This is a genomic window from Flaviflagellibacter deserti, assembly GCF_042652085.1.
Classification (GTDB): domain Bacteria; phylum Pseudomonadota; class Alphaproteobacteria; order Rhizobiales; family Methylopilaceae; genus Flaviflagellibacter; species Flaviflagellibacter deserti.
Genome location: NZ_JBHSJF010000006.1, coordinates 1,249,221 through 1,275,583, shown reverse-complemented (window position 1 = coordinate 1,275,583; position 26,363 = coordinate 1,249,221). Strand labels below are relative to the sequence as shown.

General features: G+C 64.5%; 29 protein-coding genes. 21 read left to right on the top strand and 8 right to left on the bottom strand.

All coding sequences use genetic code 11. From position 1 onward, the window contains the following. Positions 1–39 precede the first annotated feature (39 nt). The 5 genes from yajC to ACFPFW_RS13230 are packed head-to-tail and all read left to right on the top strand — an operon-like array spanning position 40 to position 4,193. Positions 40–375 carry a preprotein translocase subunit YajC gene (yajC, locus tag ACFPFW_RS13250; protein WP_114956903.1) on the top strand — a complete coding sequence of 112 codons (336 nt, stop codon included), beginning with the start codon at positions 40–42 and terminating at the stop codon, positions 373–375. A gap of 16 nt (positions 376–391) precedes the next feature. After that, positions 392–1,996, top strand: a complete 1,605-nt coding sequence (gene secD / locus ACFPFW_RS13245) for a protein translocase subunit SecD (RefSeq protein ID WP_114956802.1) — start codon at positions 392–394, stop codon at positions 1,994–1,996. Between the two features lie 11 nt (positions 1,997–2,007). Next, positions 2,008–2,949, top strand: coding sequence for a protein translocase subunit SecF (secF, locus tag ACFPFW_RS13240; protein WP_114956803.1), 942 nt, complete (start codon positions 2,008–2,010; stop codon positions 2,947–2,949). A 3-nt stretch (positions 2,950–2,952) separates the two neighbouring features. Then, positions 2,953–3,345 (top strand): Mth938-like domain-containing protein, encoded by a 393-nt coding sequence (locus ACFPFW_RS13235; protein WP_379771062.1) that lies wholly within the window; start codon positions 2,953–2,955, stop codon positions 3,343–3,345. Next, positions 3,342–4,193: a phytoene/squalene synthase family protein gene (locus ACFPFW_RS13230; RefSeq protein ID WP_379771059.1), complete on the top strand. Its 852-nt coding sequence runs from the start codon at positions 3,342–3,344 to the stop codon at positions 4,191–4,193. Before ACFPFW_RS13235 ends, ACFPFW_RS13230 begins: the two co-directional genes overlap by 4 nt. A 106-nt stretch (positions 4,194–4,299) precedes the next feature. Here the strand turns inward: ACFPFW_RS13230 and ACFPFW_RS13225 are convergent, their stop codons facing one another. Beyond that, complete coding sequence (locus ACFPFW_RS13225; RefSeq protein ID WP_162799651.1) at positions 4,300–4,470, bottom strand: hypothetical protein; 171 nt, start codon at positions 4,468–4,470, stop codon at positions 4,300–4,302. Positions 4,471–4,661: 191 nt separating this feature from the next. On the opposite strand from ACFPFW_RS13225, the gene minC reads away from it, so the two are divergent. From minC to minE, 3 genes are read left to right on the top strand one after another with little or no spacing between them, the layout of a single operon-like run. Continuing rightward, positions 4,662–5,360 carry a septum site-determining protein MinC gene (minC, locus tag ACFPFW_RS13220; protein WP_114956804.1) on the top strand — a complete coding sequence of 233 codons (699 nt, stop codon included), beginning with the start codon at positions 4,662–4,664 and terminating at the stop codon, positions 5,358–5,360. Between the two features lie 17 nt (positions 5,361–5,377). Further along, positions 5,378–6,196 carry a septum site-determining protein MinD gene (minD, locus tag ACFPFW_RS13215; RefSeq protein WP_114956805.1) on the top strand — a complete coding sequence of 273 codons (819 nt, stop codon included), beginning with the start codon at positions 5,378–5,380 and terminating at the stop codon, positions 6,194–6,196. After that, positions 6,193–6,468, top strand: a complete 276-nt coding sequence (minE, locus tag ACFPFW_RS13210; protein ID WP_114956806.1) for a cell division topological specificity factor MinE — start codon at positions 6,193–6,195, stop codon at positions 6,466–6,468. Before minD ends, minE begins: the two co-directional genes overlap by 4 nt. Before the next feature lie 64 nt (positions 6,469–6,532). On the opposite strand, the gene ACFPFW_RS13205 is transcribed toward minE, so the two are convergent. The 5 genes from ACFPFW_RS13205 to ACFPFW_RS13185 form a co-directional block, all read right to left on the bottom strand. Then, on the bottom strand, positions 6,533–7,555 hold the full coding sequence (locus ACFPFW_RS13205) for an extracellular solute-binding protein (protein WP_114956807.1): 1,023 nt from the start codon (positions 7,553–7,555) through the stop codon (positions 6,533–6,535). Between the two features lie 35 nt (positions 7,556–7,590). Further along, entirely contained in the window at positions 7,591–8,517 is a 927-nt protein-coding gene (locus tag ACFPFW_RS13200) for an alpha/beta hydrolase (protein WP_379771054.1), read from the bottom strand. A gap of 11 nt (positions 8,518–8,528) precedes the next feature. Then, positions 8,529–9,626 carry an ABC transporter ATP-binding protein gene (locus ACFPFW_RS13195; RefSeq protein WP_114956808.1) on the bottom strand — a complete coding sequence of 366 codons (1,098 nt, stop codon included), beginning with the start codon at positions 9,624–9,626 and terminating at the stop codon, positions 8,529–8,531. Continuing rightward, complete coding sequence (locus ACFPFW_RS13190; protein WP_114956809.1) at positions 9,626–11,362, bottom strand: ABC transporter permease; 1,737 nt, start codon at positions 11,360–11,362, stop codon at positions 9,626–9,628. Before ACFPFW_RS13190 ends, ACFPFW_RS13195 begins: the two co-directional genes overlap by 1 nt. Positions 11,363–11,424: 62 nt before the next feature. Further along, the gene (locus tag ACFPFW_RS13185) at positions 11,425–12,285 is read right to left on the bottom strand and encodes a fumarylacetoacetate hydrolase family protein (RefSeq protein WP_114956810.1); all 861 of its coding nucleotides are present in this window, start codon (positions 12,283–12,285) and stop codon (positions 11,425–11,427) included. 146 nt (positions 12,286–12,431) lie between these two features. Between ACFPFW_RS13185 and ACFPFW_RS13180 the strand changes: the two genes are divergently transcribed. Together ACFPFW_RS13180 and ACFPFW_RS13175 are read left to right on the top strand one after the other, a co-directional pair. After that, positions 12,432–13,127: a FadR/GntR family transcriptional regulator gene (locus ACFPFW_RS13180; protein WP_379771050.1), complete on the top strand. Its 696-nt coding sequence runs from the start codon at positions 12,432–12,434 to the stop codon at positions 13,125–13,127. Continuing rightward, a complete protein-coding gene (locus tag ACFPFW_RS13175) occupies positions 13,124–14,014 on the top strand; it encodes an HpcH/HpaI aldolase/citrate lyase family protein (protein WP_114956811.1) in 891 nt (296 codons plus the stop codon). Before ACFPFW_RS13180 ends, ACFPFW_RS13175 begins: the two co-directional genes overlap by 4 nt. Here ACFPFW_RS13175 and ACFPFW_RS13170 read toward each other — a convergent pair. Continuing rightward, on the bottom strand, positions 14,011–14,406 hold the full coding sequence (locus tag ACFPFW_RS13170; RefSeq protein ID WP_114956812.1) for a transposase: 396 nt from the start codon (positions 14,404–14,406) through the stop codon (positions 14,011–14,013). The two genes, ACFPFW_RS13175 and ACFPFW_RS13170, sit on opposite strands and share 4 nt — an antisense overlap. A gap of 248 nt (positions 14,407–14,654) precedes the next feature. Here ACFPFW_RS13170 and ACFPFW_RS13165 point away from each other — a divergent pair, with 248 nt between their 5' ends. The 6 genes from ACFPFW_RS13165 (at position 14,655) to ACFPFW_RS13140 (ending at position 21,028) form a co-directional block, all read left to right on the top strand. After that, positions 14,655–15,908 carry an urea ABC transporter substrate-binding protein gene (locus ACFPFW_RS13165; RefSeq protein WP_114956813.1) on the top strand — a complete coding sequence of 418 codons (1,254 nt, stop codon included), beginning with the start codon at positions 14,655–14,657 and terminating at the stop codon, positions 15,906–15,908. Between the two features lie 69 nt (positions 15,909–15,977). Further along, on the top strand, positions 15,978–17,594 hold the full coding sequence (urtB, locus tag ACFPFW_RS13160; RefSeq protein ID WP_379771045.1) for an urea ABC transporter permease subunit UrtB: 1,617 nt from the start codon (positions 15,978–15,980) through the stop codon (positions 17,592–17,594). After that, positions 17,591–18,667: an urea ABC transporter permease subunit UrtC gene (gene urtC / locus ACFPFW_RS13155; protein WP_114956815.1), complete on the top strand. Its 1,077-nt coding sequence runs from the start codon at positions 17,591–17,593 to the stop codon at positions 18,665–18,667. The genes urtB and urtC overlap by 4 nt, the downstream gene beginning before the upstream one ends. Then, on the top strand, positions 18,664–19,377 hold the full coding sequence (locus ACFPFW_RS13150; RefSeq protein ID WP_114956816.1) for an ABC transporter ATP-binding protein: 714 nt from the start codon (positions 18,664–18,666) through the stop codon (positions 19,375–19,377). Before urtC ends, ACFPFW_RS13150 begins: the two co-directional genes overlap by 4 nt. A gap of 2 nt (positions 19,378–19,379) precedes the next feature. Continuing rightward, complete coding sequence (gene urtE / locus ACFPFW_RS13145; RefSeq protein ID WP_114956817.1) at positions 19,380–20,069, top strand: urea ABC transporter ATP-binding subunit UrtE; 690 nt, start codon at positions 19,380–19,382, stop codon at positions 20,067–20,069. Between the two features lie 17 nt (positions 20,070–20,086). Further along, a complete protein-coding gene (locus tag ACFPFW_RS13140) occupies positions 20,087–21,028 on the top strand; it encodes an acetamidase/formamidase family protein (RefSeq protein WP_114956818.1) in 942 nt (313 codons plus the stop codon). 28 nt (positions 21,029–21,056) lie between these two features. Here ACFPFW_RS13140 and ACFPFW_RS13135 read toward each other — a convergent pair whose 3' ends face one another. Further along, complete coding sequence (locus tag ACFPFW_RS13135) at positions 21,057–21,995, bottom strand: acetamidase/formamidase family protein (RefSeq protein ID WP_114956819.1); 939 nt, start codon at positions 21,993–21,995, stop codon at positions 21,057–21,059. Positions 21,996–22,107: 112 nt separating this feature from the next. On the opposite strand from ACFPFW_RS13135, the gene ACFPFW_RS13130 reads away from it, so the two are divergent. The 5 genes from ACFPFW_RS13130 to ACFPFW_RS13110 all read left to right on the top strand — a co-directional run bounded on the left by ACFPFW_RS13130 (position 22,108) and on the right by ACFPFW_RS13110 (position 26,351). Continuing rightward, complete coding sequence (locus ACFPFW_RS13130) at positions 22,108–22,461, top strand: transposase (RefSeq protein WP_114956820.1); 354 nt, start codon at positions 22,108–22,110, stop codon at positions 22,459–22,461. Between the two features lie 261 nt (positions 22,462–22,722). After that, positions 22,723–23,736 (top strand): ABC transporter substrate-binding protein, encoded by a 1,014-nt coding sequence (locus ACFPFW_RS13125; protein WP_114956821.1) that lies wholly within the window; start codon positions 22,723–22,725, stop codon positions 23,734–23,736. A 5-nt stretch (positions 23,737–23,741) separates the two neighbouring features. After that, positions 23,742–24,566, top strand: a complete 825-nt coding sequence (locus tag ACFPFW_RS13120) for an ABC transporter ATP-binding protein (protein ID WP_114956908.1) — start codon at positions 23,742–23,744, stop codon at positions 24,564–24,566. Continuing rightward, positions 24,566–25,402 carry an ABC transporter permease gene (locus tag ACFPFW_RS13115; RefSeq protein WP_379771039.1) on the top strand — a complete coding sequence of 279 codons (837 nt, stop codon included), beginning with the start codon at positions 24,566–24,568 and terminating at the stop codon, positions 25,400–25,402. The genes ACFPFW_RS13120 and ACFPFW_RS13115 overlap by 1 nt, the downstream gene beginning before the upstream one ends. A 28-nt stretch (positions 25,403–25,430) precedes the next feature. Continuing rightward, a complete protein-coding gene (locus ACFPFW_RS13110) occupies positions 25,431–26,351 on the top strand; it encodes an acetamidase/formamidase family protein (protein WP_114956823.1) in 921 nt (306 codons plus the stop codon). Positions 26,352–26,363 lie beyond the last annotated feature (12 nt).

Here is a 26,363-nt window from a genome sequence, read left to right as displayed (position 1 = left end):
GGCGGCCGTCTGCGATCCCGCTATCTCATGGAGTTTTCGATGTTCATCTCGCCTGCTTTTGCCCAGGGCGCCATCGGCGGGGCGGAAGGCAACTTCCTGCTGAACATCATGCCGTTCCTGCTGATTTTCGTTATCATGTATTTCCTCGTGATCCGTCCGCAGCAGAAGCGCCTGAAGTCCCATCGCGAAATGGTCGGCGGTGTCCGCCGTGGCGACACGATCGTCACCTCGGGCGGCTTGATCGGAAAGATCACGAAGGTCGTGGACGAGACCGAAGTCGAAGTGCAGATCGCCGATAATGTCCGCGTGCGCGTCGCCCGCGCGATGATCAATGAAGTCCGCGCCAAGGGCGAACCCGTCGCCAACGACGCCTGAGGCGTAACACTTTTCCATGCTGCACTATTCGCGGACTAAGACGATTCTGACGCTCCTGGTGGTCGCACTGGGACTGCTTTTCGTCGTGCCGAATCTTCTGTCGCCGCAGGCACGCGCCAGGCTTCCGAGCTTCCTGCAGAACACGATCGTGCTCGGCCTCGACCTTCAGGGCGGTTCGCACATCCTGCTGGAAGTCGACGCCCAGGCGCTCCGGAACGAGAAGCTCGAGGCGCTCCGCGATCAGGTGCGCACCGCTCTCCGCGATGCCCGCATCGGCTATACCGGTCTCGGCAATGCCGGGCAGGGGGTGCAGGTTCGCCTGCGCGACGTCGCCGATCTTCAGGCGGCGACGACGAAGCTTCGCGAACTGCGCAATCCGATCTCGTCGTCACTGCTCGGCAATACCGGGCAGTTCGATCTCGACGTGACGAACACGCCGGACGGCTTGGTCACGCTGACGCCGACCGAAGCCGGCGTCGACGCGCGCATCCGCTCCGCCGTCGACCAGTCGATCGAGATTGTCCGCCGCCGCGTCGACGAACTCGGCACGACGGAACCGAGCATCCAGCGTCAGGGTGCTGACCGCATCCTCGTCCAGGTGCCAGGCCTGCAGGACCCGCAGCGTCTTAAAGAACTCATCGGCACCACCGCCAAGCTGACCTTCCGCATGGTCGACGTCACAATGCCGGTGCAGCAGGCCGAGGCGACGCGTCCTCCGCCGGAATCCGAAATTCTGGTCGGTGCCGAAAACCCCAACGAGAAATACCTCGTCGAGAAGCGCATTCTGGTCGCGGGCGAAGACCTCGTCGACGCGCAGCCGGGCTTCAGCCAGCAGACCAACGAGCCGATCGTCTCGTTCCGCTTCAATTCGAACGGCGCCCGCCGCTTCGCCACCGCGACGCAGCAGAACGTCGGCAAGCCGTTCGCTATCGTTCTCGACAACAAGGTGATCTCGGCGCCGCGCATCAACGAGCCGATCACCGGCGGCTCGGGCCAGATCTCGGGCAGCTTCACGGTCGAGAGTGCGAACAATCTTGCGATCCTGCTCCGCGCTGGAGCGCTGCCCGCACCACTGACCGTCGTCGAGGAGCGCACGGTCGGTCCGGGCCTTGGCCAGGACTCGATCGATGCTGGCACCAAGGCAACGATCTATGCCGCGATCTTCGTCGTGATCTTCATGTTCGCGACCTACGGTACGTTCGGCCTGATCGCAAACATCGCTTTGATCATCCATGTCGGCCTGATCTTCGGCTTGATGTCGCTGATCGGCGCGACGCTCACGTTGCCCGGCATCGCCGGCATCGTCCTGACCATCGGCACGGCGGTTGACTCGAACGTGCTGATCTACGAGCGCATCCGCGAGGAATTCCATTCCGGCCGCTCTATGGTGTCGGCGATCCAGGCCGGCTTCGAGCGCGCGTTCGCCACCATCGTCGACTCGAACTCGACCATGGCCATCGCCGCCGTCATTCTGTTCCTGCTGGGTTCCGGCCCGGTGAAGGGCTTCGCCGTCGTCTTCGTCCTCGGCATTCTCACGACTGTGATCACGGCCGTGACGATGACCCGTATGATGATCGCGCTCTGGTACCGCTGGACGCGGGCCAAGGCCCTGCCGTTCTGAGAGGTTGAACCGTGCGTCTTCTGCGCCTTTGGCCTGAGAACAGCCATTTCCCGTTCATGAAGTGGCGGCGGGTGACGTTCCCGCTGTCCGCGATCATGTCGCTCGTCATCCTCGGCCTGTTCTTCCTGCATGGGCTGAATTTCGGCATCGACTTCCGCGGCGGCACGCTGCTGGAACTGCAGGCGAAATCCGGCACGGCCGACGCCGCGCAGGTGCGCGAGCAGTCCAACGCGCTCGGCTTCGGCGAGGTCGAGGTGCAGGAATTCGGCGGGCAGGGCAGCCTGTCGCTCCGCTTCCCGATTCAGGAAGGGGGCGAGGCGGCTCAGAGCGCGGTCGTGCAGAAGGCGCGCGACACGTTCGGCCAGGCCTATGATTTCCGCCGGGTCGAGACGGTCGGCCCGCGTGTGTCGGGCGAGCTCGTCCAGGCCGGCACGCTCGGCGTCGTGCTCTCGCTCGTCGCCGTGCTCTGCTACCTCTGGTTCCGCTTCGAGCGCAATCTGGCGACCGGCGCGCTGATCGGCACGCTTCACGACGTGCTTTTGACCGTCGGCTTCTTCGTCGTCACCCAGCTCGAGTTCAACATGACCTCGATCGCGGCGATCCTGACGATCGTCGGCTATTCGCTGAACGAGACCGTCGTCGTGTTCGACCGTACGCGTGAACTGCTTCGCCGCTACAAGAACATGCCGGACGAGGAGCTGCTGGACCTGTCGATCAACACGACCATGTCGCGCACCGCGATCACCGCGATGACGACCTTCCTGGCGCTGCTGGCACTCGTCCTGTTCGGCGGCGAGGCGATCGAGGGCTTCGCGATCGTCATGCTCGTGGGCATCGTGATCTGCACCTATTCGGCGATCTTCGTCTCCTCGCCGTCGCTGATCTATCTCGGCCTGCGCCAGAGCGAGACCCAGCGCGCCGCTGCCGCGAAGACCGTTGCAGCCAAGCCCTGACCTGTGGCGGGCGCTCGCTACGAAGGGTTCTTTCCCGGCCGCGCTTTGCTCGATGCCTATGGCAATGGCGGCTTCCGCTTCGCGGAGATGTCGCATCGCGGCTCGATCATCTGTCTGCCGAGCGGCATCTGGGCTTGGCCTCCGGTCACCGCCGCCGACATCGACGCCAAATCGCTGCGGCGGGCGATGGATGAGGCCCCGGAGATCGAGATGCTGCTGATCGGCACCGGTGACGTGCATGTGCCGTTGCCGATGCCTCTCCGGGAAACGCTGAAGGCGTCCGGGCTTCGGGTCGATATTATGGCCACGGGAGCGGCGGCGCGGACCTACAACGTTCTTCTTTCCGATCAGAGAAAGGTTGCGGCGGCGCTGATCGCGGTCGAAAACGCGCGATGATGGACACCGCCGCTTATTGCCAGGAACTGGTCCGCGACGAGGACCGGGACCGTTTCCTGACGACCCTGTTCGCGCCCGACGAGCGACGGCAGGCACTCTATGCGCTCTATGCCTTCAACACCGAACTGGCGCGTGTCCGCGAAAGCGTCAGCGATCCCATTCCCGGCGAAATCCGGCTGACCTGGTGGCGGGAGGTTTTCGAGGGGTCACGCAAGGGCGAGGCAGAGGCTCATCCGGTCGCTCGGGCGCTGCTTTCCGCGATCCATGACAACCGCCTGCCGTTCGAGCCGTTCATCCGAATGACGGAGGCGCGGGTGTTCGATCTCTACGACGACCCCGTGCCGACCGTGGGCGATCTCGAAGGCTATGCCGGCGACACATCCTCGGCGCTGATCCGGCTCGCCTCGATCGTCCTTACGGGAGGGGAGGAGCCGGGGGGCGCAGCCGCTGCGGGGCATGCCGGCGTCGCTTATGCGATCACCGGCCTGCTGCGCGCCTTTCCATTCCATGCGCAGCGTGGCCAGATATTCGTCCCGGCCGAGGTGCTGGCGCGTAACGGCGTCGGCCGCGAGGACGTGCTGTCTGGCAGGACCACGCCCGAGATTCTCGCGGCGCTGAAGGAGATGCGCGAGCTCGCCTGGCGTCACCTCGATGCCGCGCGCGCCGCGATGACGGGCGTCGACGGCCAGGCACTGGCAGCGTTCCTGCCGGGCGCTCTGGTGGCGGGTTATCTCAAGCGAATGGAACGACGCGACTACGACCCGTTCCGCACACCGGTCGAGGTGCCGCAATGGCGGCGTCAATGGACGCTGTGGCGCGCGGCAAGCAGGAGCCGGCCGCTGGGGTAATGTTTTCCGGGGCGGTGAAGCCGAGCCCGGAATCCATAAGCCCTGTGCTGGCTGCGAGAAGCCACGGAGTTGGGTCCGGGCTCGCTTCGCGCCCCGGAACACGTCATCACCGGCGCTCGGAAGTCCCGAGATGGACGCCGTAGTTTTTGTCGCGCTCGTCGCGCTTCTGGATCAATTCCTCGTAAGCCCGCTTGGCTTCGTCGGAGAGAGCAACGCGTTTCACGGGCTGCTTTTTGCGCGGATCTTTCGCGCGTTTGTACTGGCTGTTGTCAGTCATTCGAGTGGCCCCCAGCGAGACGGGCCGCAATCTATCAAAGGATCGCGGGGAATGGCAGCCCGAAACCGGCGGCATCGTGCCCGTCTTTTGGTCGACGAAACATCAAGATTGCCTTGCGGATTTCGGGCGACGTTAACCAGTCGTTAAGCATGGGGGCGGCTAACTCGTAACGTGTCGTTAAGGGTTTCGTCGTGAGCGCTTCCACTGCCGTTCGCCAGAATTTGCGCTTCAAGGGCAAGTCCTATCTCGCCCTCGTCCTGACACCGGAAGAGCCCTACGAAGCCTGGATCGAGGAACTTGCCGACCTCAGCGCGCGCTCTCCCGGCTTCTTCGCGACCCGTCCGGTCGTCCTCGACGTGGCGGCTACGGGTCTGCCGCCGCGCGATGTAAAAGCGCTGGTCGTCGCGCTCGATCGAATCGGCGTGCGGGTGATGGGGCTCGAAGGGCCGCGCCATCTCAAGCTGCCGCCGGGCATGCCGCCGCTGTTGAACGGCGGACGCCAGGCGAGCGGCATCGAGGTGCACGAAGAGGGCGAGGACTCACAGCCGAAGGCTGCCGCTCCGACCGGTTCGCTGGTCGTCGAGAACGTGCGCTCCGGGCAGAGCGTGGTCTTCCCGGACGGCGACGTCACCGTCATCGGTTCGGTTGCGTCGGGCGCCGAAGTACTCGCCGCCGGCTCGATCCACATCTACGGAACGCTGAGGGGCAGGGCGGTCGCCGGTGCCTACGGCAATCCGCACGCCCGCATCTTCTGCCGCAAGCTCGAAGCGGAATTCCTGGCCATCGACGCCGAATATCTGACGGCCGAAGGCATCGACCAATCCATTCTCGGACAGCCAGTTCAGATCTGGTCCGAGAACGCATCCATCAAACTCAACGTCCTGCGCTGATCGGGGAGACTAACGTCATGGGAGAAGTAGTTGTCGTTACCTCGGGCAAGGGCGGCGTCGGCAAGACGACCACCACTGCCGCACTAGGCGCGGCGTTAGCCGCGGCCGGCGATACGGTCTGCGTCATCGATTTTGACGTCGGCCTGCGCAACCTCGATCTCGTCCTCGGCGCCGAGCGCCGGGTGGTGTTCGACTTCATCAATGTCATCCAGGGCCATGCCAAGCTCACGCAGGCGCTGATCCGCGACAAGCGCCTCGAAAACCTGTGGCTGCTCCCGGCCTCGCAGACGCGGGACAAGGATGCGCTGACGGAAGAGGGCGTCGAGTACGTCATCAACGACCTGCGCTCGCGGTTCGACTGGGTGATCTGCGACAGCCCGGCCGGCATCGAGCGCGGCGCGGCACTGGCGATGCGCCACGCCGATCTCGCTGTCGTCGTCAGCAACCCCGAAGTCTCGTCGGTGCGCGACTCCGATCGCATCATCGGCCTGCTGGACGCCAAGACCGAGCGTGCCGAGCGCGGCGAGGGCATTCCGAAATATCTGCTGCTCACCCGCTACAACGCGGCACGCGCCAGCCGCGGCGACATGATGGCCGTCGAGGACGTGCTGGAAATCCTGTCGATCCCGCTGCTTGGCATCATCCCCGAGAGCGAGGAAGTGTTGAAGGCCTCGAACGTCGGTTCGCCGGTCACGCTCAGCAATCCCGCCAGCAGGCCGGCAGTCGCTTACGCCGAAGCCGCCCGCCGCCTGCGCGGCGAGGACCTCGGCGAGGTCGTCGTGCCGGTCCACAAGAACGGCCTGTTCGGCAAGCTGTTTGGAAGGAACGCCGCATGAGCGTTCTCAATCTCTTCAGGAAACGCAACTCGGCCTCTGCGGCACGCGACCGCCTGCAGATCCTGCTGGCCCACGAGAAGACCAGCGGCCCGGCCTCGGCACTCCTGTTCACGCTCCGCGAGGAGATCCTCGCCGCAATCGCCAAGCACGTCGACGTCGACCAGACCAAGGTCAACGTGAACATGAAGCGTGAGGAAACCTATTCGATCGTCGAGATTGATTTCGAGGTTCCGGAGCCTCTGCCGGTGTCGCGGCTGCGCGTGGCGAGCTAAGATCCGGTAGCCAAACAAAAAGGCCGGCGCCTCGCAGTGCCGGCCTTTGTTCTTTGATCCCGGATCAACGGAAGATGTCGTTGAAGCCTTCCTTGATCTTGCCTGCCTGCTTCTCCAGCGCGTCGTAGTCGACCGGCAGGACAGTGAGTTCGTTCAGCTTCGGGCTGCCCTTCGGCGGGTCGATGTCGGAACGAGCGGAATAGCCGCCATCGGTCGGGAACACGGTCTGCGCCTTGGTGCCGATCATGAACGCGGCAAAGACCTTGGCCGCTTCAGGGTTCGGGCCGCCCTTCACGATGGCGGTCGGAGAGGGGATCACGAACGTGCCGTCCTTCGGATAGATCGTCGTGATCTCATGGCCGCCCTGGCGGTCCTCGGCGGCGTAGGAATCAAGCGCTCCAACGGCGATCAGGCGCTCGCCGCGCTTGATGTTGTCCGAGACCTGCTGGTTCCCCTGGACGACCATGACGTCGTTCTTGGCGAGCTTCTCGTAATAGTCCCAGCCGAGCTTGGTCGAGAGCGTGCCGACGACCGAGAGCTGGAGTGAGGTGAAGGACGGGTCCGTCATCACCATCTTGCCGGAATATTTGGCGTCGGTGAGGTCGGTCCATTTCTGCGGACGGTCGGCCTCGGCCACCTTGTCCGTGCGCAGATAGATCGTAATCAGGTTGAGGCGCTGGCCGATCCACGAGCCGTCGGCGGCCTTCGCCTCCGCCGGGATCTTGTCGAAGTCAGCCGGCTTGAACGGCACGAACGTGCCGGCCTCCGCCATCACGTTCATCGCCGCGGGATCGGACGTCGTCAGAACGTCAGCGGCGGTGCGGCCGGCCGACTGCTCCTGCTGGAAGCGGCGCAGGATGGCCGAACCGCCGGAGCGGAACAGCTCGACCTTGATGCCGGTCTCGTCCTGAAACAACTGGACAATCTTGTTGGCCTGTTCGATCGGCGTCGAGGTGTACCAGACGACCTTTCCTTCGCTCTTCGCCTTCGCCATGTCGGCGGCGTCCTGGGCCAGCGCGCCGCCTGCGCCGAGCGCCGTGCTCATCACCGCAGCCGCGATTATCGCGGTCATTTTTGCAGAGACCATGTGTTTCCTCCCGGTTCTTATGTGCCGTCTGGTCTTTAGTGTTGCTCGCCTCGATAGACGGGATCGGGCTGAGTGAAGAAGCTGTGCAGGATGTGGTAGACGAGCTCGTAGTTCTTCTGCTGGAACGAGGCATGCGAGATGCCCGGCATCACCGCGAACTGCTTGTCCGGATTAGGCAATCTTGCGTAGAACGCGATCAGGTCCTCGAAGCTCGCAATGCCGTCGTACTCGCCGCGCATGACGATCGTCGGCATGGTGAGCCTGGCCGGGTCGGTGATCGGCAGGTTCGAGCACATGTCGCGATAGGTGCCGTTCGGCATCGAATCATCGAGCGACAGGATGGCGTCCGCGAAGGCCTCGACCACGCGATCCTCGGCGGTACCGGGATGGTCGCGGTTGAACACCGAATGGACGAAAGCCCGGTCAATCGGCCGGCGCTCGCCCTCGCGGAAATTCGGCAGCCGGGTGCGGCGCTCGGCGAGCGTGTGGCTACCTTCACCGGTCCAGACGAAAGCGTCGAGCGCGAGCCGCGCGACCATGTCCGGATGGTTTTCGGCAAGGCCGGCCGCGCGCAGGGCGCCCGACGAAATGCCATAGACGTAGAACGACTTCGTGCCGCGAAGCTTCTGAATGTATTGCGCCGCTGCCCCGGCATCGGCCGCACCTTCGGCGATTGTCGCCTTGGTGCCGGGACGCTTGTCGGAGCGGCCATAGCCCCGACAGTCGAAGCACCAGGTGTCGAAGCCCCAGTCTGCGAAGCGATCCATCGCCGAGGAATAGGGACGGCCCGGCACCTGGAGGTCGAAGGTCGGCTGCGAGGCCATGGACGATCCGTGGACGAACAGAACGGTTCCGCGCTTCTTGTCCGTCGTCGCCTGCTTCTCGAACAGGAAGAGGTCGGAATCGCCGATCTTCGTCCAGTGTTCCTGGCCTTCGCTCAGCTTTTCGGCTGCCATCGACATGTCTGAGGTCCTCATTGTTTCGTGGGTTCGGTGCGCGGAAACGCGCTGCATTCGCCGGCGCGGATCTGAGCGTGGACGGTTTCGCCGACGTTGAAGCGCTCGGTCGGATGAGCCTGGACGCGGATCGCCGGGCCCGATGCGAGTTCGACCCAGTATTCGACGATGTTGCCGAGGAATGTTTCCTCGGTGACTGTACCGGTCAGACCCGGTCTGCCGTCGCTGGAGCGTGCCAGATCGACATTCTCCGGCCGTACCGCGACGTCGAGCGGATCGCCGTCCGCAACGCCCGCTGGGACGCTGACATCGATATCGACGCCGGCCACGTTCGCGATCAGCGCTCCGGACGCCAGCCGCTTCGCCGCCGCCGGAACGAAGTTCACGATACCCATGAAGTCGGCGACGGTCTTGTTGGTCGGCCTGCGGTAGACCTCGTCCGGCGTGCCGTATTGCTGCAGCCTGCCGCCGTGCATGACCGCGATCTGGTCAGACAGCGCCAGCGCCTCGGCCTGATCATGCGTCACGTAGACGAAAGTGATGCCCGTCCTCCGCTGAAGCTGCTTCAGCTCGACCCTCATCCGCTCGCGGAGCTTGGCGTCGAGGTTCGACAGCGGCTCGTCGAGGAGGAGGATCTCCGGCTCCACGACGAGACTACGGGCCAGCGCCACGCGCTGCTGCTGGCCGCCGGAGAGCTCGCCCGGAAACCGGCTTTCGAGGCCGTTGAGATTGACGAGATCGAGCGTCGCCTCGACGCGCCGCCGGCATTCCGCCTTCTCGATCTTCCTGAGCTTCAGGCCGAACACGACGTTCTCGTAGACCGTCTTGTGCGGCCAGACCGCGTAGTTCTGGAACACCATGCCCATGCCCCGCTTGTCGGGCGGGGCCACTCCTTCGGCGGAGGAGATGACGCGGGAGCCTACCTCGATCGTGCCCTTGTCGGGCGTCAGGTAGCCCGCGATCAGGCGAAGCGTCGTCGTCTTGCCGCAGCCGGACGGGCCGAGCAGGGTGACGAACTGGTTGTCCTTGATGTCGAGGTCGAGACCGCTGACCGCGGCCATCTCCGCATTCGCGGCATAGGATTTCGACAGACCCTTGATACGAATTCCGGCCATCAGCTTGCCGCTCCCGAACGTGAGGTTTCGCCGGTCTTCAGGCCGAGTTTGCTGCCGCCGAATTTCTGCGCGAAGAAGATCGCGCCGGCGACGATGACCATGTTGACGAGGGCGAGGGCTGCGACCGGCTCGGTCGAACCGGTCTCGTAAAGATTGTAGATCGCGACCGCGAGCGTGATCGAACTCGAGCTGAACAAGAGGATCGAGGCCGACAATTCCTGGATCACCGGCACGAAGACGAGGAGCCAGCCCGCGAACAGGCCGGGCCGGATCAGCGGCAGGGTGATCTCCCAGAGCGTCTTGCCCCAGCTCGCGCCGAGGATGCGGGCACTCTCTTCGAGTGAAGGATCTATCTGCCGGAGCGAGGAGTTCGCCGCGCGCACGCCGAGCGGCACATAACGTCCGACATAGGCGAGCAGGAGGATGCCGAGCGTGCCGTAGAGCGCGACGGGCATCGACAGCCAGAACTGCAGGATCGCGACCGCCATCACGATGCCGGGCAGACCGAGCGGGATCAGCGCCGCATAGTCGAGGATCTTGCGGCCTGGCCACTTCGTCCGGATGTCGATCCAGCTGAGCAGCGTGCCGAGCAGCACGCAGATCGTCGAGGCGATGATCGCGAGCAGGAGGCTGTTGGCGATCGCGCGCTTGGTGACGTCGTAGTCGAACAGGATGAAGCGGTAGTTGTCGAAGGTCAGGTTCTGCCAGAAGTCGAGACCCCAGGACTTGCTGAACGACACCGCGGCCAGCGTGCCATAGGGCAGGGCGATGGCGACGATGAAGGTCAGAACGCACGCGCCGAACAGCACCCAGCGCCCGGCGCCGAGGTCCATCAGCTGCGGACGCGCGCCCTTGCCGGCGAGCGTCACGTAGGAGCGGCGGGAGAGGAAGGCGCGCTGCAGGTAGAGCGCGATCACCGTGATCGCGATGAACAGCAGCGACAACGCCGAGGCCAGTCCGTATTGCGGCGGGTAATCGAACAGCGAGTAGATGCGCGTCGGCAGGGTCACGATGCCGCCCGGCAGGCCGATGATGGCCTGCGATCCGAACAGCGCGATCGCGTTGACGAAAGCGAGCAGGGTGCCGGACAGGATCGCCGGGGCGACCAGCGGCGCGGTGATTGTCAGCGCCGTCCTGATCTTGCTGGCGCCGAGGATCTGCGCCGCCTCTTCATAGGACGCGTCGACCGATTGCAGCGCGCTTGATGCCAGCAGGTAGACGAACGGAAATGTGTGCAGCACCGTGACGAAGACGAGGCCGCTCATCGTGAAGATGTTGAAGCCGAAATTGATGCCGACGACGTCGCGGAGGAAGACGTTGACGATACCGGCGTTCGGGCTGAACAGGTTGACGAAGGCGATCGCGGTCAGAAACGGCGGCGACAGATAGGAGAGGGTGGCCGTCGCCTGGATCAGTCCCTTACCGGGGACGTTCGTCCGGCTCACCGCCCAGGCCAGCGGCACGCCGATGGCGATGCTGAGAAGGCCGGTCCAGGCGCCCAGCACCAGCGAATTGCCGAGCGCCCGCAGATAGGAGCGGCCGGTCAGTGCCCGCTCGAAATATTCGAACGTCAGTCCGTCCTCGGACCTGACCGCGCCGACCAGAAGCGAGGCGACCGGCAGCACGACGAGAACGATCAGCGCGACAATCGCGGCGCCGAGCACGAAAGTGTCAAGCCGGAACCATGACGGCCGACCTTGCACGCGCGGCTCTGCCGCGACGGCGGTTACACTCATCTTTCCTCCCCGCGGCGGCGCGTGTTTCCGCGCTTCAGCCGCAAACGTCCGTCAGGCCGAAATCAGCCGAACGGATTGCTCAATGTGCCGAGCCCCGTGATCGTCATCGTCACGCGGTCGCCGGCCTTGAGAAACTTTGGCGGCTTGAAGCCGATGCCAACGCCCTGCGGGGTGCCGGTCGCGATCAGGTCGCCGGGTTCAAGCGTGGTGCCGGCCGAGATCGTCTCGATCAGGCCGGGAATGTCGAAGATCAAGTCGTTGGTGTTGGCGTCCTGGCGAAGCTCGCCATTGACCCAGGTCTTCACCTGCAGGTTCTCGGCGTCGACCTCGTCGGCCGTCGTGATCCAGGGACCCATCGGGCAGAACGTGTCGAGCGATTTTCCGAGATACCATTGCTTGTGGTTCTTCTGTCGGTCGCGGGCGGTCACGTCGTTGATGATCGTGTAGCCGAAGATGTGCTTCCAGGCGTCCGCGCGCTTGATGTTGCGACCGCCCTTGCCGACGACGATCGTCAGCTCGACTTCGTAGTCGACCTCGCTCGTCACGCCGGCATGGACGCTGACTGTCGCTTCCGGGCCGACGACACAGTGCGGCGGCTTGGTGAAGACCGCCGGATATTCGTCGATCTCTGCGCCTTTTACGGCGCCGGCCTCGTATCCGCTCTGGGCGAATTCCTTCGCGTGGGCATGGTAGTTCTTGCCGACGCAGATGACGTTGTGGGCCGGCCGGGGAATCGGGGCGAGGAGCGTCACGCTGTCCAGCGCCACTCCCGAGCCGTTCATCTTCAGCTTCGGCTTCAGCGCCTCGTAGTTCGCGATCAGCGAGATCATATCCGGCACATCGATCGGATGGATCCGGTTGGCCTCCTCCTCGACGATCCCGACGGCTTCCCGCCCATTATTGTCGAACGTCGCGAACTTCATGTTTCCGCCCTGATTGGTATACCAATTTCCGAATTATAGTTTGACCAATCCCATAATTGTCAACACTACATCTCCCGTAAAAGCTTTACTCCCTCTGATATCGGGGATAATACATTGGTCTATTGGTTGACCAATATGGGCTGAAAATGTCGATGGAACGCGTGGCGGGAACCAAGCCCGCCGCAATGGTTCAGAGCTATCTGGCGGAAGCCTTCGCCTCCGGCAGCTATCGTCCGGGTTCGAAACTGCCGACCGAGCGCGCTCTGTCCGAACAGCTCGGTGTGCCGCGCGCGGCGGTGCGGGATGCGCTGTCGGTTTTCGAGGCGCAGCGAAAAGTCGTGCGTATCATCGGCAGCGGTACCTATGTCGCCGAGGACGCGTCGGTCGATCCCCCGGTGAGCGGCGATGCGAGCCCGGTCGAGATCATGGCCGCACGTCTTATCTTCGAGCCGCGTCTGGCCATGCTTGTGGTCATGAACGCGACCGCGGCCGATTTCGAGCGCATGGAAGAGTGCAATCGCAAGGCGGAGGCGGCCGACGATTTCGAGGAGTTCGAGCGCTGGGACGCGGCGCTGCATCAGGCCATCGCCGACGCCACCCATAACCGGCTGATCATCCGCCTCTACGCCACGATCACCAGCGCCCGTGACCAGGCGGAATGGGGCCATCTCAAGCGCCGCAGCATCACCGCTGAGCGGCGCGACATCTATCGCCGCGAGCACCGCGAGATCGTTTCCGCATTGCGCGCGCGGGATGCGAAGATGGCGGAGGAAGCACTCACCGCGCACCTGCACCGGGTGCGCGACAACCTGCTTGGCTATCAGCCGGGAGCCGCACTTTGAGTTCAGAGATCAGGCCGCGCCGCAGCGTACTCTACGTACCCGGCGGCAATCCCCGCATGCATGAAAAGGCGCGCGGCGTTGCCGCCGATTGCGTGGTGATCGACCTTGAGGATTCAGTTGCGCCGGACGCCAAGGTCGATGCGCGCAAGCTGACGGCTGAAACTGTCCGCGCAGGGGGCTTCGGCCCGCGCGAGGTCGTCATCCGCGTCAACCAGCCGGGCAGCGAATGGTTTGCTGAGGATCTGGAGGCGGCGGGGCTCGCCGGGCCGGACGCGGTGCTGGTCACCAAGACCGAGACGCCCGAGATCATCGTCGACGCGGCCCTCACTTTGGCCAGGCTGGGATTGGAGAAGCCGGTTGCCCTGTGGGCTATGATCGAGACGCCGCGCGGTGTGATCAACGCCAGCGCGATCGCCGATCTCGCACTCGGCGACAACGCGGCCGGACTTGCCGGCCTCGTGATCGGCACCAACGACATCGCCAAGGCGACGAAGGCGAGGGCGGTGAACGGTCGTGCCGCGCTGGTGCCGTCGCTCGTCCAGACGATCAACGCGGCTCGTGCGGCCGGCATCTTCGTGCTGGACGGCGTGTTTAACGATTTCTCGGACATGGCCGGCTACGAGGCCGAATGCGTGCAGGGCCGTGACCTCGGCTTCGACGGCAAGACGCTGATTCATCCGAGTCAGGTCGAGCTTGCGAACAAGGTCTTCTCGCCAAGCGAGGAAGAGGTCGATGAGGCGCGCCGCATCATCGCGGAGTTCGATCTGCCGGAGAACAAGGGCAAGGGTGCGATCCGCTTCGAGGGCCGGATGGTGGAAATCCTGCACGCCGACGTGGCAAGGCAGACTTTGGCCCTAGCAGAGGCGATCCAGGCGCAGTCGGTCTAGCGGCCCGTCCGCAGGGTCGAGAACCGCCCGAGCGCCACGCCTTCCTTCAAAGCCGGCGGCGGAGCGCCGTTGGCGAGCGCATGGTCCTTTGACCAGCCGACGCCGACTTCCATCCGGCAGTGGGCAGCGCCGTCGCGGGATGGATGATGCGAGCCATGCTCACGCAGCCGCATCAGGTAATCGAGCTGACGCCGAAGGCGGCGGTTTTCGTCTTCAAGGGATGTCAGCCGTTCGACGGCGGGCCGGTCGAGGCCGCCGAAGCGCTTTCGCCAGCGGTAGAAGGTACGCAGCGAAACATGGGCTGCGCGGCAGATGTCGTCGATCGGAATGCCGGCGTCCGCCTCAGCCAGAAGGAATGTGATCTCGTCGTCGGTGTGACCTGAGCGTCTCATTGCCTCGCACCAGCCATCAGGCGATTGCCCGATTGGTAAAGGTACGATAGTCCCAAGTGACCGGCTTGACGAGTGGGCGCGAATTCGACGGATCGTCGCGCCATTTCGGTGTCAAAATGTCAAAAATGACACTACGCCCGGCGCTGCGGTAAAATTCGTGCAATTGCCTACCGGCTTGCGAATCTTATCGCCTTGCCCCGAACCGGTGAGTTTCTAGGCTGCCTGCATCTGAAAAGCAGGGGTCAGCCATGACCAAGTTCTCACGCCGTTCCTTCCTGAAATCCACTGCCGGAGCCGCCGCCGCGGCCGGTCTCACCAACCTCGCCGCACCGGCGCTGATCACGTCCGCGCGCGCCGCCGGCACCGTGAAGCTCGGCTGCCTCTTTTCCTCATCCGGTACGATGGCGAACATCGAGGGCCGCCTGAACCATGTCGTCCGCATGGCCGCCGACGAGATCAACGCGGCGGGCGGCGTCAACGGCTCGACCATCGAGGTCGTGACGTCCGACCCGGCCTCCGACTGGCCGCTCTACGCCCAGATCGGCCGGCAGATGCTGCAGCAGGAGAAGGTCGCCTCGCTGTTCGGCTGCTGGACCTCGGTCTCGCGCAAATCGGTCCTGCCGGTCGTCGAACAGGCCGACGGCCTGCTGTTTTACCCGCTCCACTTCGAGGGCGACGAGAATTCGAAGAACGTCGTCTACGTCAACTCGCCGCCGGCAAGCTCGGTCCTTCCCGCCGTCGACTACCTGATGAGCGACGAGGGCGTCACGGCCAAGCGCTTCTTCATGCTGGGCTCGGACTATGTATGGCCGCGCACGATCAACAAGCAGCTTAAGGGCTACTTCAAGTCGAAGGGCATTCCCGAGACGTCGTGGAAGGAAGAGTACGTCCCACTCGGCTTCTCGAACTTCCAGACGCTGGTCAACCAGATCCGCGCTTTCGCCGACCAGCCCGGCGGCCAGCCGGTCGTCATCCTGACGACGGTCGGCTCGTCGATCCCGGACTTCTTCCGCGAGTTCATCAACCAGGGCATCAAGGCTACCGAAGTTCCGGTGCTCGGCCTCGACGTCGTGGAGGCGGACCTGGAAGGCCTCGACACCGCGCCGCTCGTCGGTCACCTCAACTGCTGGGCCTACCTGCAGAAGGCCGCCGGTCCCGCGAACGAGAAGTTCCTGAAGGACTGGGCCGGCTACGTGAAGGCCAAGAACGTGCCGTTCAAGGCGGATGTCGTCATCGACCCGATGGTCTCGGCCTATGACTCGGTCCATCTCTGGGCGCTCGCCGCCAAGAAGGCCGGTTCGTTCGAGGTGCCGCAGGTCCGCGCCGCCTTCGACGGCATCACCTTCGACTGCCCGTCGGGTTACAAGCTGAAGATGACCGCCGAGAACAATTACGTCTACCGCGGCGTCTTCATCGGCTCGGTCAACGAGGCGCAGGGCTTCGACATTCTTTGGCAGTCCAAAGACGAGCCGAAGCCGATCCCGTTCAGCCCCTACGGCTGAGCACGGGCCCCGCCGCCTTACAATCACGCCTCGGGCGGCGGGGCGAATTCCTTCTCATTTGTGATGTCCATGATCCGACCGCTGATCCTCGGCTGGCTCTTCGCCGTGGCTGTTGCCACCGGCGCGTCTGCGCAAAGCCCGGGCAGGGCGGAGCTCATTGCTGGCTTGTGCGGCAACGCGGCGGCGACCGGCGATGCCGGCAATCGCATCCTCGCGAGTGCGGGGCAGCCCGATGCGGCCGAACTTCCCTGGATGGAAACCGTGACCTCGGCGCTGCTCGACCGCCAGCTCAAATGCGCGGCCGATCCGGGGCAGACCGTCGTCGACGGCGGCGGCGCGGTCCGCAACGCGGTGACTTTGGAACCGGCGTCCGCGCCTGATCAGCCAAAGGTGCCGGTCCTCAACCTCAAGAATCGCGCCGTCTTCGAGCTTGCTCAATCCGCGCTCCGTCTTCGCGTCGGTGCCACGCCGTCCGTCCGCCGTCAGGCACTCACCGCGCTTGGCCGCAAGGCCGCCAGCGTGCCGGTCGAGGTGTTCGAACAGGCCGCCGCCGGCGAGAGCGATGCCGGCCTGAAAGCCGAGATCGAGAGCACGGCGCAGATCTCCGCGCTGAACTCTCCGGACATCGCGAAGCGCATCGCCGCCGTAGAGCGGCTGGCCTCCACACCGAACCGCCGCGTCCAGACGCAGATCGCCGCGCTCCTGGCAGACCCGGCCTACAAATCCGACCAGAAGTTCCGCCTCGCGGTCGACGCCGCACTGATCAAAGTCGGGCAGGGCATCCTGCTCGGCGACGTGCTCTCGACGCTCTACAACGGGCTCAGCTTCGCCTCGATCCTGTTCATGGCGGCGATTGGCTTGTCGGTCATCTTCGGCCTGATGGGCGTGATCAACCTCGCCCAGGGTGAACTCATCATGATCGGCGCCTACGTGACCTGGCTCACCCAGGAAGCGCTGAAGTCGATCGCGCCCGGTCTCGCCGACTATTACCTCTTCATCGCGGTGGTGCCGGCCTTCCTCGTTACCGCCGGCATCGGCGTCCTGTTGGAGGCAACGATCCTCCGCCACCTCTACAAGCGCCCGCTGATGAGCCTGCTCGCGACCTGGGCGATCAGCCTGTTCCTGATCAACCTCGTCCGCGTCAGCTTCGGCACGCAGAACCTGCAATTCCTGACGCCGTTCTACATCTCCGGCGGCGTGCCGGTGGTCGGCGATTTCATCGTCACCTGGAACCGCCTGTTCGCCATCGCCTTCGCCGCGATCACGCTCGCGCTGACATGGTTCGTGGTGAACCGCACCGGTCTCGGCCTCAACATCCGCGCGGTGACGCAGAACCGCGACATGGCCGGCTGCATCGGTATCCCGACTCGCAAGATCGACATGATGGCCTTCGGCCTCGGCTCCGGTCTTGCCGGCCTCGCCGGGCTGTCGCTGTCGCCAATCTACAACGTCAATCCGCAGATGGGCGGCAACTTCATCATCGACAGCTTCATGGTCGTGGTGCTCGGCGGCGTCGGCACGATCGGCGGCACGCTCGTCGCCGCGCTCGGCGTCGGTCAGGTCAACGTGCTGATCGAACCGCTCTGGGGCGCCGTCGCGGCAAAGGTCATCGTGCTGTTTCTGATCATCGCCTTCCTGCAATGGCGGCCCGAGGGCCTGTTCACCGCGAAGGGGCGGCGCCGATGAAGACGCTCTTTGCCGACAAGAGCTTCGCCGCTCTCATCGCTTTGTGTGCCGCAGCCGTCATCGTCATCGCGCTGTTCGGCGGTACCTCGCTACTGACGCCGTACATGGTCAACGCCATCGGCCAGCTTGCGGCTTTCGCGATCCTGGCGGTCTCCCTCGACCTGATCTGGGGTTATCTCGGCATCCTCAGCCTCGGTCACGGCCTGTTCTTCGCCATCGGCGGCTACGTCGCCGCGATGCACCTGCTGAAGCACTCGTACGAGGTCACCGGCATCGTGCCTGACTTCATGCAGTTCATGGGCTGGAAGGAGTTCCCGCTCTACTGGGCCGGGCTGTCGAACTTCCCGTATGCGCTGCTGCTCGCGCTCGGCGTCACCGCGATCGTCGCCTTCGTCTTCGGCTATGTCTCGTTCCGCTCTAAGGTCGGCGGCGTCTATTTCGCCATCATCAGCCAGGCGCTCGTCTACGTCGCCATGCTGCTGATGTTCAGGAACGACACCGGCTTCGGCGGCAATAACGGCATGACCGGCTTCTCACTGGTCTTCGGCTGGCCGGTGGGGCAGGCGGGCACGCTCATCGGCATGGCGGTCGTCTCGATCGTCGTCCTGATCGCGGTCCTGATCGGCTGCCGTCTTCTCGTCACCAGCCGCACCGGGCGGATGATGGTCGCCGCCCGCGACGACGAAGTTCGTCTGCGCTCGCTCGGCTACGGCACGCTCTGGCTCAAGCTCGCGATCTGGTGCCTCTCGGCCGTCATCGCGGCCATCGCCGGCATCCTCTATGTGCCGCAGGTCGGCATCATCAATCCGCGCGTCCTGTCGCCGGAACTCTCGCTCGAAATCGCGGTCTGGGTCGCGGTCGGTGGACGCGGCTATCTCACGGGCGCGGTGATCGGCGCGCTCGCGGTCAATGCGCTGAAATTCTGGCTGTCGGCGGCGGCGCCGGAAGTCTGGCCCTTCATCCTGTCCGGCCTCGTCGTCCTCATCGTCCTTGTCTTCCCGAACGGCCTGCTCGATCTCGCGGGTCTCAAATGGAAGCCGCGTCTTCTGTCATCGATGGGAGGCGCCAAATGAGCGGCGGCACGGCTCTCGTCATCGACGGGCTGGAGGTGGAATTCGGCCGATTCCGCGCCGTCGACAATCTCTCGCTCGCCATCGACTACGGCGAGGTCCGCGCGCTGATCGGGCCGAACGGCGCGGGCAAGTCGACCGTGCTCAACGTCGTCGCCGGCGTCACACCCGCGAAGGCCGGCCGCATCGTGCTGGACGATACCGACCTCATAGGACTGAGCGAGGCGCAGATTGCCCGCAAGGGCGTGCGCCGCAAGTTCCAGAAACCAAGCGTCTTCGAGGTGCTCACCGTCCGCGAGAACATCGAACTCGGGCTGGGCGTCCCGGTCGCCAAGGCTCCCTCCGGCCGGATCGACGAGGTGCTCGCAATGGTCAACCTGACCGAGCTCGCCGACCGGCCGGCCGGGACCCTCGCGCATGGCCAGAAGCAATGGCTCGAGATCGGAATGGTGCTCGCCTCCGATCCGAAGATCCTGATGCTCGACGAGCCGGTCGCCGGCCTGACCGACGAGGAACGCCAGCGCACCGCCGCGCTCATTCGCGCGCTTCGCCGTCCGGACCGCGCGATCGTCGTGGTCGAGCACGATATGGGCTTCGTCGAGGAGATCGCCGACAAGGTGACGGTGCTCCACGAGGGGCGGACCCTGTTCGAAGGCCCGATGAGCCGCGTCCGCGAGGATGCGCGCGTCATCGAAGTCTATCTGGGGCGCTGACGATGGCTCTCGTCGTCCAGAACCTCGAACAGCACTACGGCAGCGCCCAGGTGCTCCGGAACGTCTCGCTGAACGTCGACGACGGCGCGTGCCTCGCCGTTCTCGGCCGCAACGGGGCAGGGAAGACCACTCTGTTGCGCTGCCTGATGGGCGTGCTGCCGCCGACCTCCGGTTCGATCTCGTTCGACGGTGCCGACATCACCAACTGGTCGCCGCATCGCCGCTCACAGCATGGCCTCGCCTATGTCCCGCAGGGTCGCGAAATCTTCCCCGAACTGAGCGTCCGCGAGAACGTGCTGGCCGCCGCGCGCGCCCACCGAACGGGCAGCGACGGCATCGACGAAGCGGTCGCGCTGTTTCCGATCCTCAAGGAGTTCTGGCACCGCACAGGCGGCCAGCTCAGCGGCGGCCAGCAGCAGCAGCTCGCCATCGCGCGCGCGCTTGTCACCCGGCCGAAGCTCCTCATCCTCGACGAGCCGACCGAGGGCATCCAGCCGTCCATCGTCAAGACGATCGAAGCCGCCATCGCCTCGCTGAAGGGGCGGATGTCGATCCTTCTCGTCGAGCAATACCTCGATTTCGCGATCCGCCTCGCCGACGGCTTTGCCGTGCTGTCGCGTGGCGCCGTCATCGAGCAGGGGAGCGGCGAGGCCATGACCCACGCTTCCCTGTCCCGCTACATCGCCGTTTGAGTTCCAAGGAGAGAATAATGTCCCGCAGCTACGAGATCCCCGCCACGCCCGAGAACATGGTCTGGGGCTATCTCGACAGCCAGCGCGAGCCGGTGCTGGAGGTCAATTCGGGAGATGTGGTGCGGCTGCACTCGTTCCCGGCCGGCGGGCCCGAAGCGCTGCCGCCGAACGGCGATCTGGAAGTGCCGGAGGCCTACACGAACGCGCTGAACGCGCTCCAGCAGGGAGGCGGGCCACACTTCATCACCGGCCCGGTCTACGTGCGCGGCGCGGAGCCAGGTGATGTGCTGCAGGTCGACATCATCGATGCCAAGGTCAATCAGGATTGGGGCTTCGTCGCCATCCTGCCGCTGCTCGGCACGCTGCCGGACGAGTTCACCGACTACGAGACGATCCATCCCAAGGTCGATCATGACCGCAATGTCTGCATTATGCCGTGGGGGACCGAGATCGAGCTCGATCCGTTCTTCGGCATCATCGCCACCGCGCCGCCGCCGGCCTGGGGCCGCGTCGGCTCGCCGGTGCCGCGCAGCTTCGGCGGCAATATGGACAACAAGGAGCTGAAGCCCGGCACGACGCTCTATCTGCCGATCTACAACAAGGGCGCTCTGTTCTACGCAGGCGACGGCCACGGCGTGCAGGGCGACGGCGAGGTCTGCATCACCGCGCTCGAAACCGGCCTCAGCGGCAGCTTCCGCCTGACCGTCCGCAAGGATCTCCGCTACGACTTTCCGTTCGCCGAGAACAAGACGCATCTGATCTCGATCGGCCTCGACGAAGACCTCGACGATGCGATGAAGCAGGCCGTGCGCGAGATGGTGAAACACATCTGCGAGCGCACCAATCTCAACCGGAACCAGGCCTACATGCTGTGTTCGCTGGCGGGGAACCTGCGCGTGACCCAGACCGTGGATGGGAACAAGGGCGTGCACATGATGCTCGCCAAATCCGTCCTCTGACGTCCCGTTCGAATGCGTCCCGGAGGCCTCAGAGATAGGCCTTCGGGAACATCATGTGCACGCCTTTGTTGCCGTCGACCATCTGCGTGATCCTCAGATTTCCGACGAGCGAGCACATCATATAGGCCTCGTTCGGCGTCATCTTCGAACGCTGGCAGACATGCCTGATCATCTCGCGGACGGCCTGCCGGGCGGCATCGTCGAGGTCTTCGTCAAGGCCGATCGAGATCAGATGCGTGGCGTTCTCCGCGAACGGCCAGGTGAGCGACATGTCCTCCCGCACCGTCAGCCGGAACGAGCCCGATACGCCGGTCTCGAGCGCGGTGATGCAGACCTCGCCGTCGCCCTGCACGGCGTGGCCGTCGCCGGCATAGAAGAGGGCGCCTTCGTTGAAGACCGGGAGGTATAGCGTCGAACCCGGCCTGAGTTCCTTGTTGTCCATATTGCCGCCGAAGACGCGCGGCACCGGCGAGCCGACGCGGCCCCAGGCGGGTGGCGGCGCGGTGGCGATGATGCCGAAGAATGGATCGAGCGCGATCTCGGTCCCCCACGGCATGGTTGCGGTGCCGCGCTGGCGATCGATCCTCGGGTGGATCATCGCATAGTCCTGGAATTCGCCGGGCAGGGTGCCGGTCAGCGGCAGCAGAGCGACGAAGCCCCAATCCTGCGTGATCTGGACATCGAGGATGTCGACCTGCAGCACCGACCCGACGCGAGCGCCGCGCACATGCACCGGGCCGGTGATGAAATGCGGGCCTGGACCGGGCGCCATGCTGTCCAGTGCCTTGCGATATTCCGGGCTTACGCGTGAGGCATCGGGAGGCAGTACATCCTCACCGCCCGCCGGAAACGAGTGCAGCGTGACCACATCGCCGGAATCGACTTCGAGAATCGGGGCGATGTTTGAATCGAGATACCCCCAGACCATGTTCTCCGGCGTGGCCGGTATCTCGTGTCGCCTCGACATATGTTCCCCTAGCGCCTTGATGCAGCTTGGATGCCAAACATCCGGCGCGCTTCTTGCTTCGATTATATGAGGCAGTTCGCTGCCCACCGGTATCGCATTTTGGGGCACGAGTATGAGACGCTCCCAATTTACGGACGACGAGATCATCCGCCTCCTGCGTGAGGCGGACGGTGGAACGCCTGTCTCGGAGATCTGCCGCACCGCGGCGGTTTCCATGCGCACGTTCTATCGCTGGCGCCAGCGCTTCAACGGCATGGAGCCGGCCGAACTTTCAGAGATGCGGGCGCTCCAGATCGAAAACCGCCGCCTGCGGGCGGTGCTGGAAGATCTGGTGCGGGGGCCTGGCATGGCGCGGCCGAGGGGATCGGCCGCGCCATCGCCTGTTCAGGAACAGGACCACCACGGCGGTGCGCCGAGTTCGCGCGGCGGGATGCTCTACTACGCCTCCCTGCGGGCGCGTCCCTGATAGGCAATCGCTGCTCAAAAGTTAGCCGGTGCCGAAGGCGCTTAATGGCACTCTCGCCAGTATGACCGGCCGGAATTCATAATTCAGTCGGTGCGGACATCGCCTCCGGCAACCTGAGACTGCGAATGCCGGCGATTTGGCCACGAATGCGTCAAATCCCTCGGGAGACAGCGAATATCTTGGCCTTGAGCGACCGGGCCGGAGGGTCATCATGACGCCATCCACGCCGGAACGCGGCGTCACTTTTCCGGAGGTTTTTCAATGAAAGATGGGCGTCTTGACCGCCGGTCATTCCTCAAGGTTTCGACGGCCGCCGCTGTCGCCGGGCTTGCTTCGCCCGCGCTGATCAGCCGTGCTTCGGCTGCAGGTCTGAAGACCGTGAACTTCAGCGAAGCCGTGCACAATCTCGGCTACATCAACCTCTATGTCGGCATGCACGCCGGCATCTTCAAAAAGCACGGTCTCGACATGAAGGTCAGCGCCGCCGGCGGCGACACCCAGACCTTCGCCGCTGTCCTCGGCGGCTCCGCCGATTTCGCCATCGGCGACGCCACCATGGCGCAGATCTCGCGCGAGAACGGCGGCCCCGGCGTCGTCGTCGGCACGGTCGTGCAGCGGGCCCATTATTTCGGCGTGTCGAAGACCCTCGAGCCTTTCACCGACCCGACGATGCTGAAGGGCAAGAAGGTCGTCACCTCGCCCGAGCCGAACACCAACTTCTCCGTCACCAAGCGCATGGTGGAGAAGGCCGGGCTCAAGCTCGGCACCGACGTCACGATTGTGCCGGTGAACCCGGGCACCGAGATCGGCGCGATGCTCGCCGGCCAGGCCGACATGGCGGTCGCCTATCAGCCGAGCGTCGCTGCCGCCGAGGCGCAGGGCTCGAAGGTCGTGTTCGACTTCTCGAACTATATCGGCCCGTTCTGCAACACCGGCATCATGGTGCTGCCTTCGACGATCAAGAAGGACCCGGAGATGGTGCAGGCGCTCGTCACCGCGTTCGAGGAATCCTCGCGCAAGACCTACGCCGATCCGGCTTTCGCGAAGGAAGTCGCGCGCAAGGAATTCCCCGATCTTCCGGGTGACGTCGTCGACAAGGCGATCGACGCCGAGCTTCAGTACAAGATCCCGGCCCAGTCGGTGAAGACGATGGAAGACCAGTGGAAGAACCTGATGGACATGCAGGTCTACCTCAAGAACATCAAGGGCACGGTGGCCTTCAGCGACATCATCGACAATTCGTTCGCTGAGAAGGCGATAGCCTCGCTCGGATGATCCAGATGGAGGCCGTTCACGCCAGCCTCCATTCAGGAACGGCGCCGCAGTCGCCTCTGTCTGCGGCGCCGCTTGAAGTCCTGGGGGTTTCGAAAAGTTATGTCGGAAGCCAGGCCGTTGTGCCGGTCATCGGCGATATCAGCCTGACGCTGAACCGCGGCGAGATCGTCAGCGTCGTCGGCCCGTCCGGTTGCGGCAAGACCACTTTGCTCAACGTGCTCTGCGGACTGATCCCGCCGGACACAGGCACCGTGCGCTGGCACGGCGCCGCGATCTCCGGCCAGCCGGCCAATGTCGGCTACATGTTGCAGAAGGACCTCCTGTTTCAGTGGCGGACGGCCTTGAGCAACGTCATGCTCGGGCTCGAAATCCGCCGCGTGTCGGCGGTGCAGGCGGAAGATCGCGCCCGCGCGATGCTCGACCAGCTCGGCCTGCACGGCTTCGCCGACGCCTATCCATCGACCCTGTCCGGCGGCATGCGCCAGCGCGTGGCCCTGGCGCGGACTTTGGTCAACGATCCTGAAGTGCTGCTCCTCGACGAGCCGTTCGCCGCGCTCGATTTCCAGACCAAGCTCGTGATCGAGAGCGACACCGTGAATCTCGTCCGCGATAGCGGCCGCTCGGCGCTGCTCATCACCCATGACATCGAGGAGGCGGTCTCGGTCTCCGACCGCGTCATCGTTCTGTCGAAGCGCCCTACGCGGGTGAAGAAGACCTATGCGATCGATCTCGGCGTCGAACGTGCCGACATGATCGCCGCCCGCGAGAGCCCGCGCTTCGTCGATTATGTCAGGCAGATCTGGGCCGATTTGGACGTGGCGCGCCAATGATGCACGAGACACCCCAGAAGATGACCGGCGAAGACCGTCTCGCCGCGGAACTCCGCAAGACGCGCGCCCGCACCTTGCGGATGGCTGCGGCGGTGACTGCCGCCCAGCTCCTCCTGCTCGTCGCCGGACTTGCGCTCTGGCAATGGGCGACCAGTGCAAGCAGCCAGGCAGCCTTCATGTTCGGTTCGCCGTCTGCCATCGGCGGTCACCTCGCGCAGATGTTCAGGGACGGCAGCGTCTGGCGCGATTCCTACGTCACCGGCATCGAGACCGTTCTCGGCTTCGTCGTCGGCAATGTCATCGGTACAGCCCTCGGCCTTGCGCTGTGGTATTCGCGCTTCATCTCGCGGGTCATGCAGCCCTTCATCATCGCAATCGGCTCGATCCCGATCATCGCGCTCGCGCCGATCGTCATCATCTGGTTCGGCACCGGGCTCGCCTCCAAGATTGCGATGTCGACATTGTCGGTCGTCGTCGTCGCGCTGGTCACTTCCTACAAGGGCGCGACCGGCGTCGACGACGACCAGATCAACCTGATGCGCACTCTGGGCGCCTCGAAGTTCCAGATCTTCCGCAAGCTCGTCGTGCCGGCCTCGCTGACCGACATTTTCGCCGGACTGAAACTTACCGTCGGCTTCGCGCTGATCGGCGCAATCGTCGGCGAGTTCATGTCCTCCTCGGAGGGCCTCGGCCACGCGATCTTCAAGGCGGGCTCGCTCTACATCATCCCGAAGGTGTTCGCGGAACTCGTCGCGACCATCGCGCTCGCCTTGATCCTGACTTTCATCGTCGGACGCGTCGAACGGCTGCTGACGCCGTGGCGCCGCGCCGGCTGACCAAACACCAATCTCGAGAGTTTGAACCATGACGCTGCACGTTCCGAAGATCGGCAACATCAAATACGCGCTGTCGGCCGATCATCCTTTCGTGGCGAAGATGAACCCCGGCGAGACGGCGGTCGTCGACTGCGCCATCAACGCAAACGACGGAACGATCCGCGCGGTCGGGCAGCAGCTGACGCCGGATGACGTCGAGTTCCCCTTCGTCAACGGCGCGACCGGGCCGATCGAGATCGTGGGCGCCAAGAAAGGCGACATGCTGAGTGTCGAGATCCTCGACATGAAGCTCGACACGCTCGGTTTCACCGCGCTCTGGCCGGGCGTCGGCATGTTCCCGGACTGGGTGCGGAACAAGGAGTTCGGCCACCAGACCCGCGTGATGGAAGTGAAGGACGGCTTCGTCCACTGGAGCGACAAGGTCAAATTGCCGGTCCGGCCGATGATCGGTGTCATCGGCGTCGCGCCGGTCCACGGCGCTGTGCTCACCGTCGACAATGGCCCGCATGGCGGCAATCTCGATATCCAGGAAGTCACGACCGGCAGTACGGTTATGTTCCGCGTCCAGCATGACGGCGCGCACCTCTTCCTCGGCGATTGCCACGCCATTCAGGGCGACGGCGAGGCCAACGGCATGGGCGCGACCGAGATCGCCGCGACACTCACCGTCCGCGTCTCGCTGTCTAAGGCGCCGAAACGGCTGATCCATCCCCGCATCGAGACGGCGACGCATATCTGCACGACGGGCTGTGCGCGGCCGCTGGAGGATGCGATGCGGATCGCCTTCCAGGAGATGATCTACTGGCTGAACGACGAATACGGCATCCCGGAACCGGAAGCCTACATGCTGCTCGGCCAGATCGCCGAGGCGCGCTGCACCCAGGTGGTCAATCCGAAATACAGCTACATCTGCAAGGTGCCGAAGTCGCTCCTGGCGTCCTTCGCCTGACGATGAGGGAAG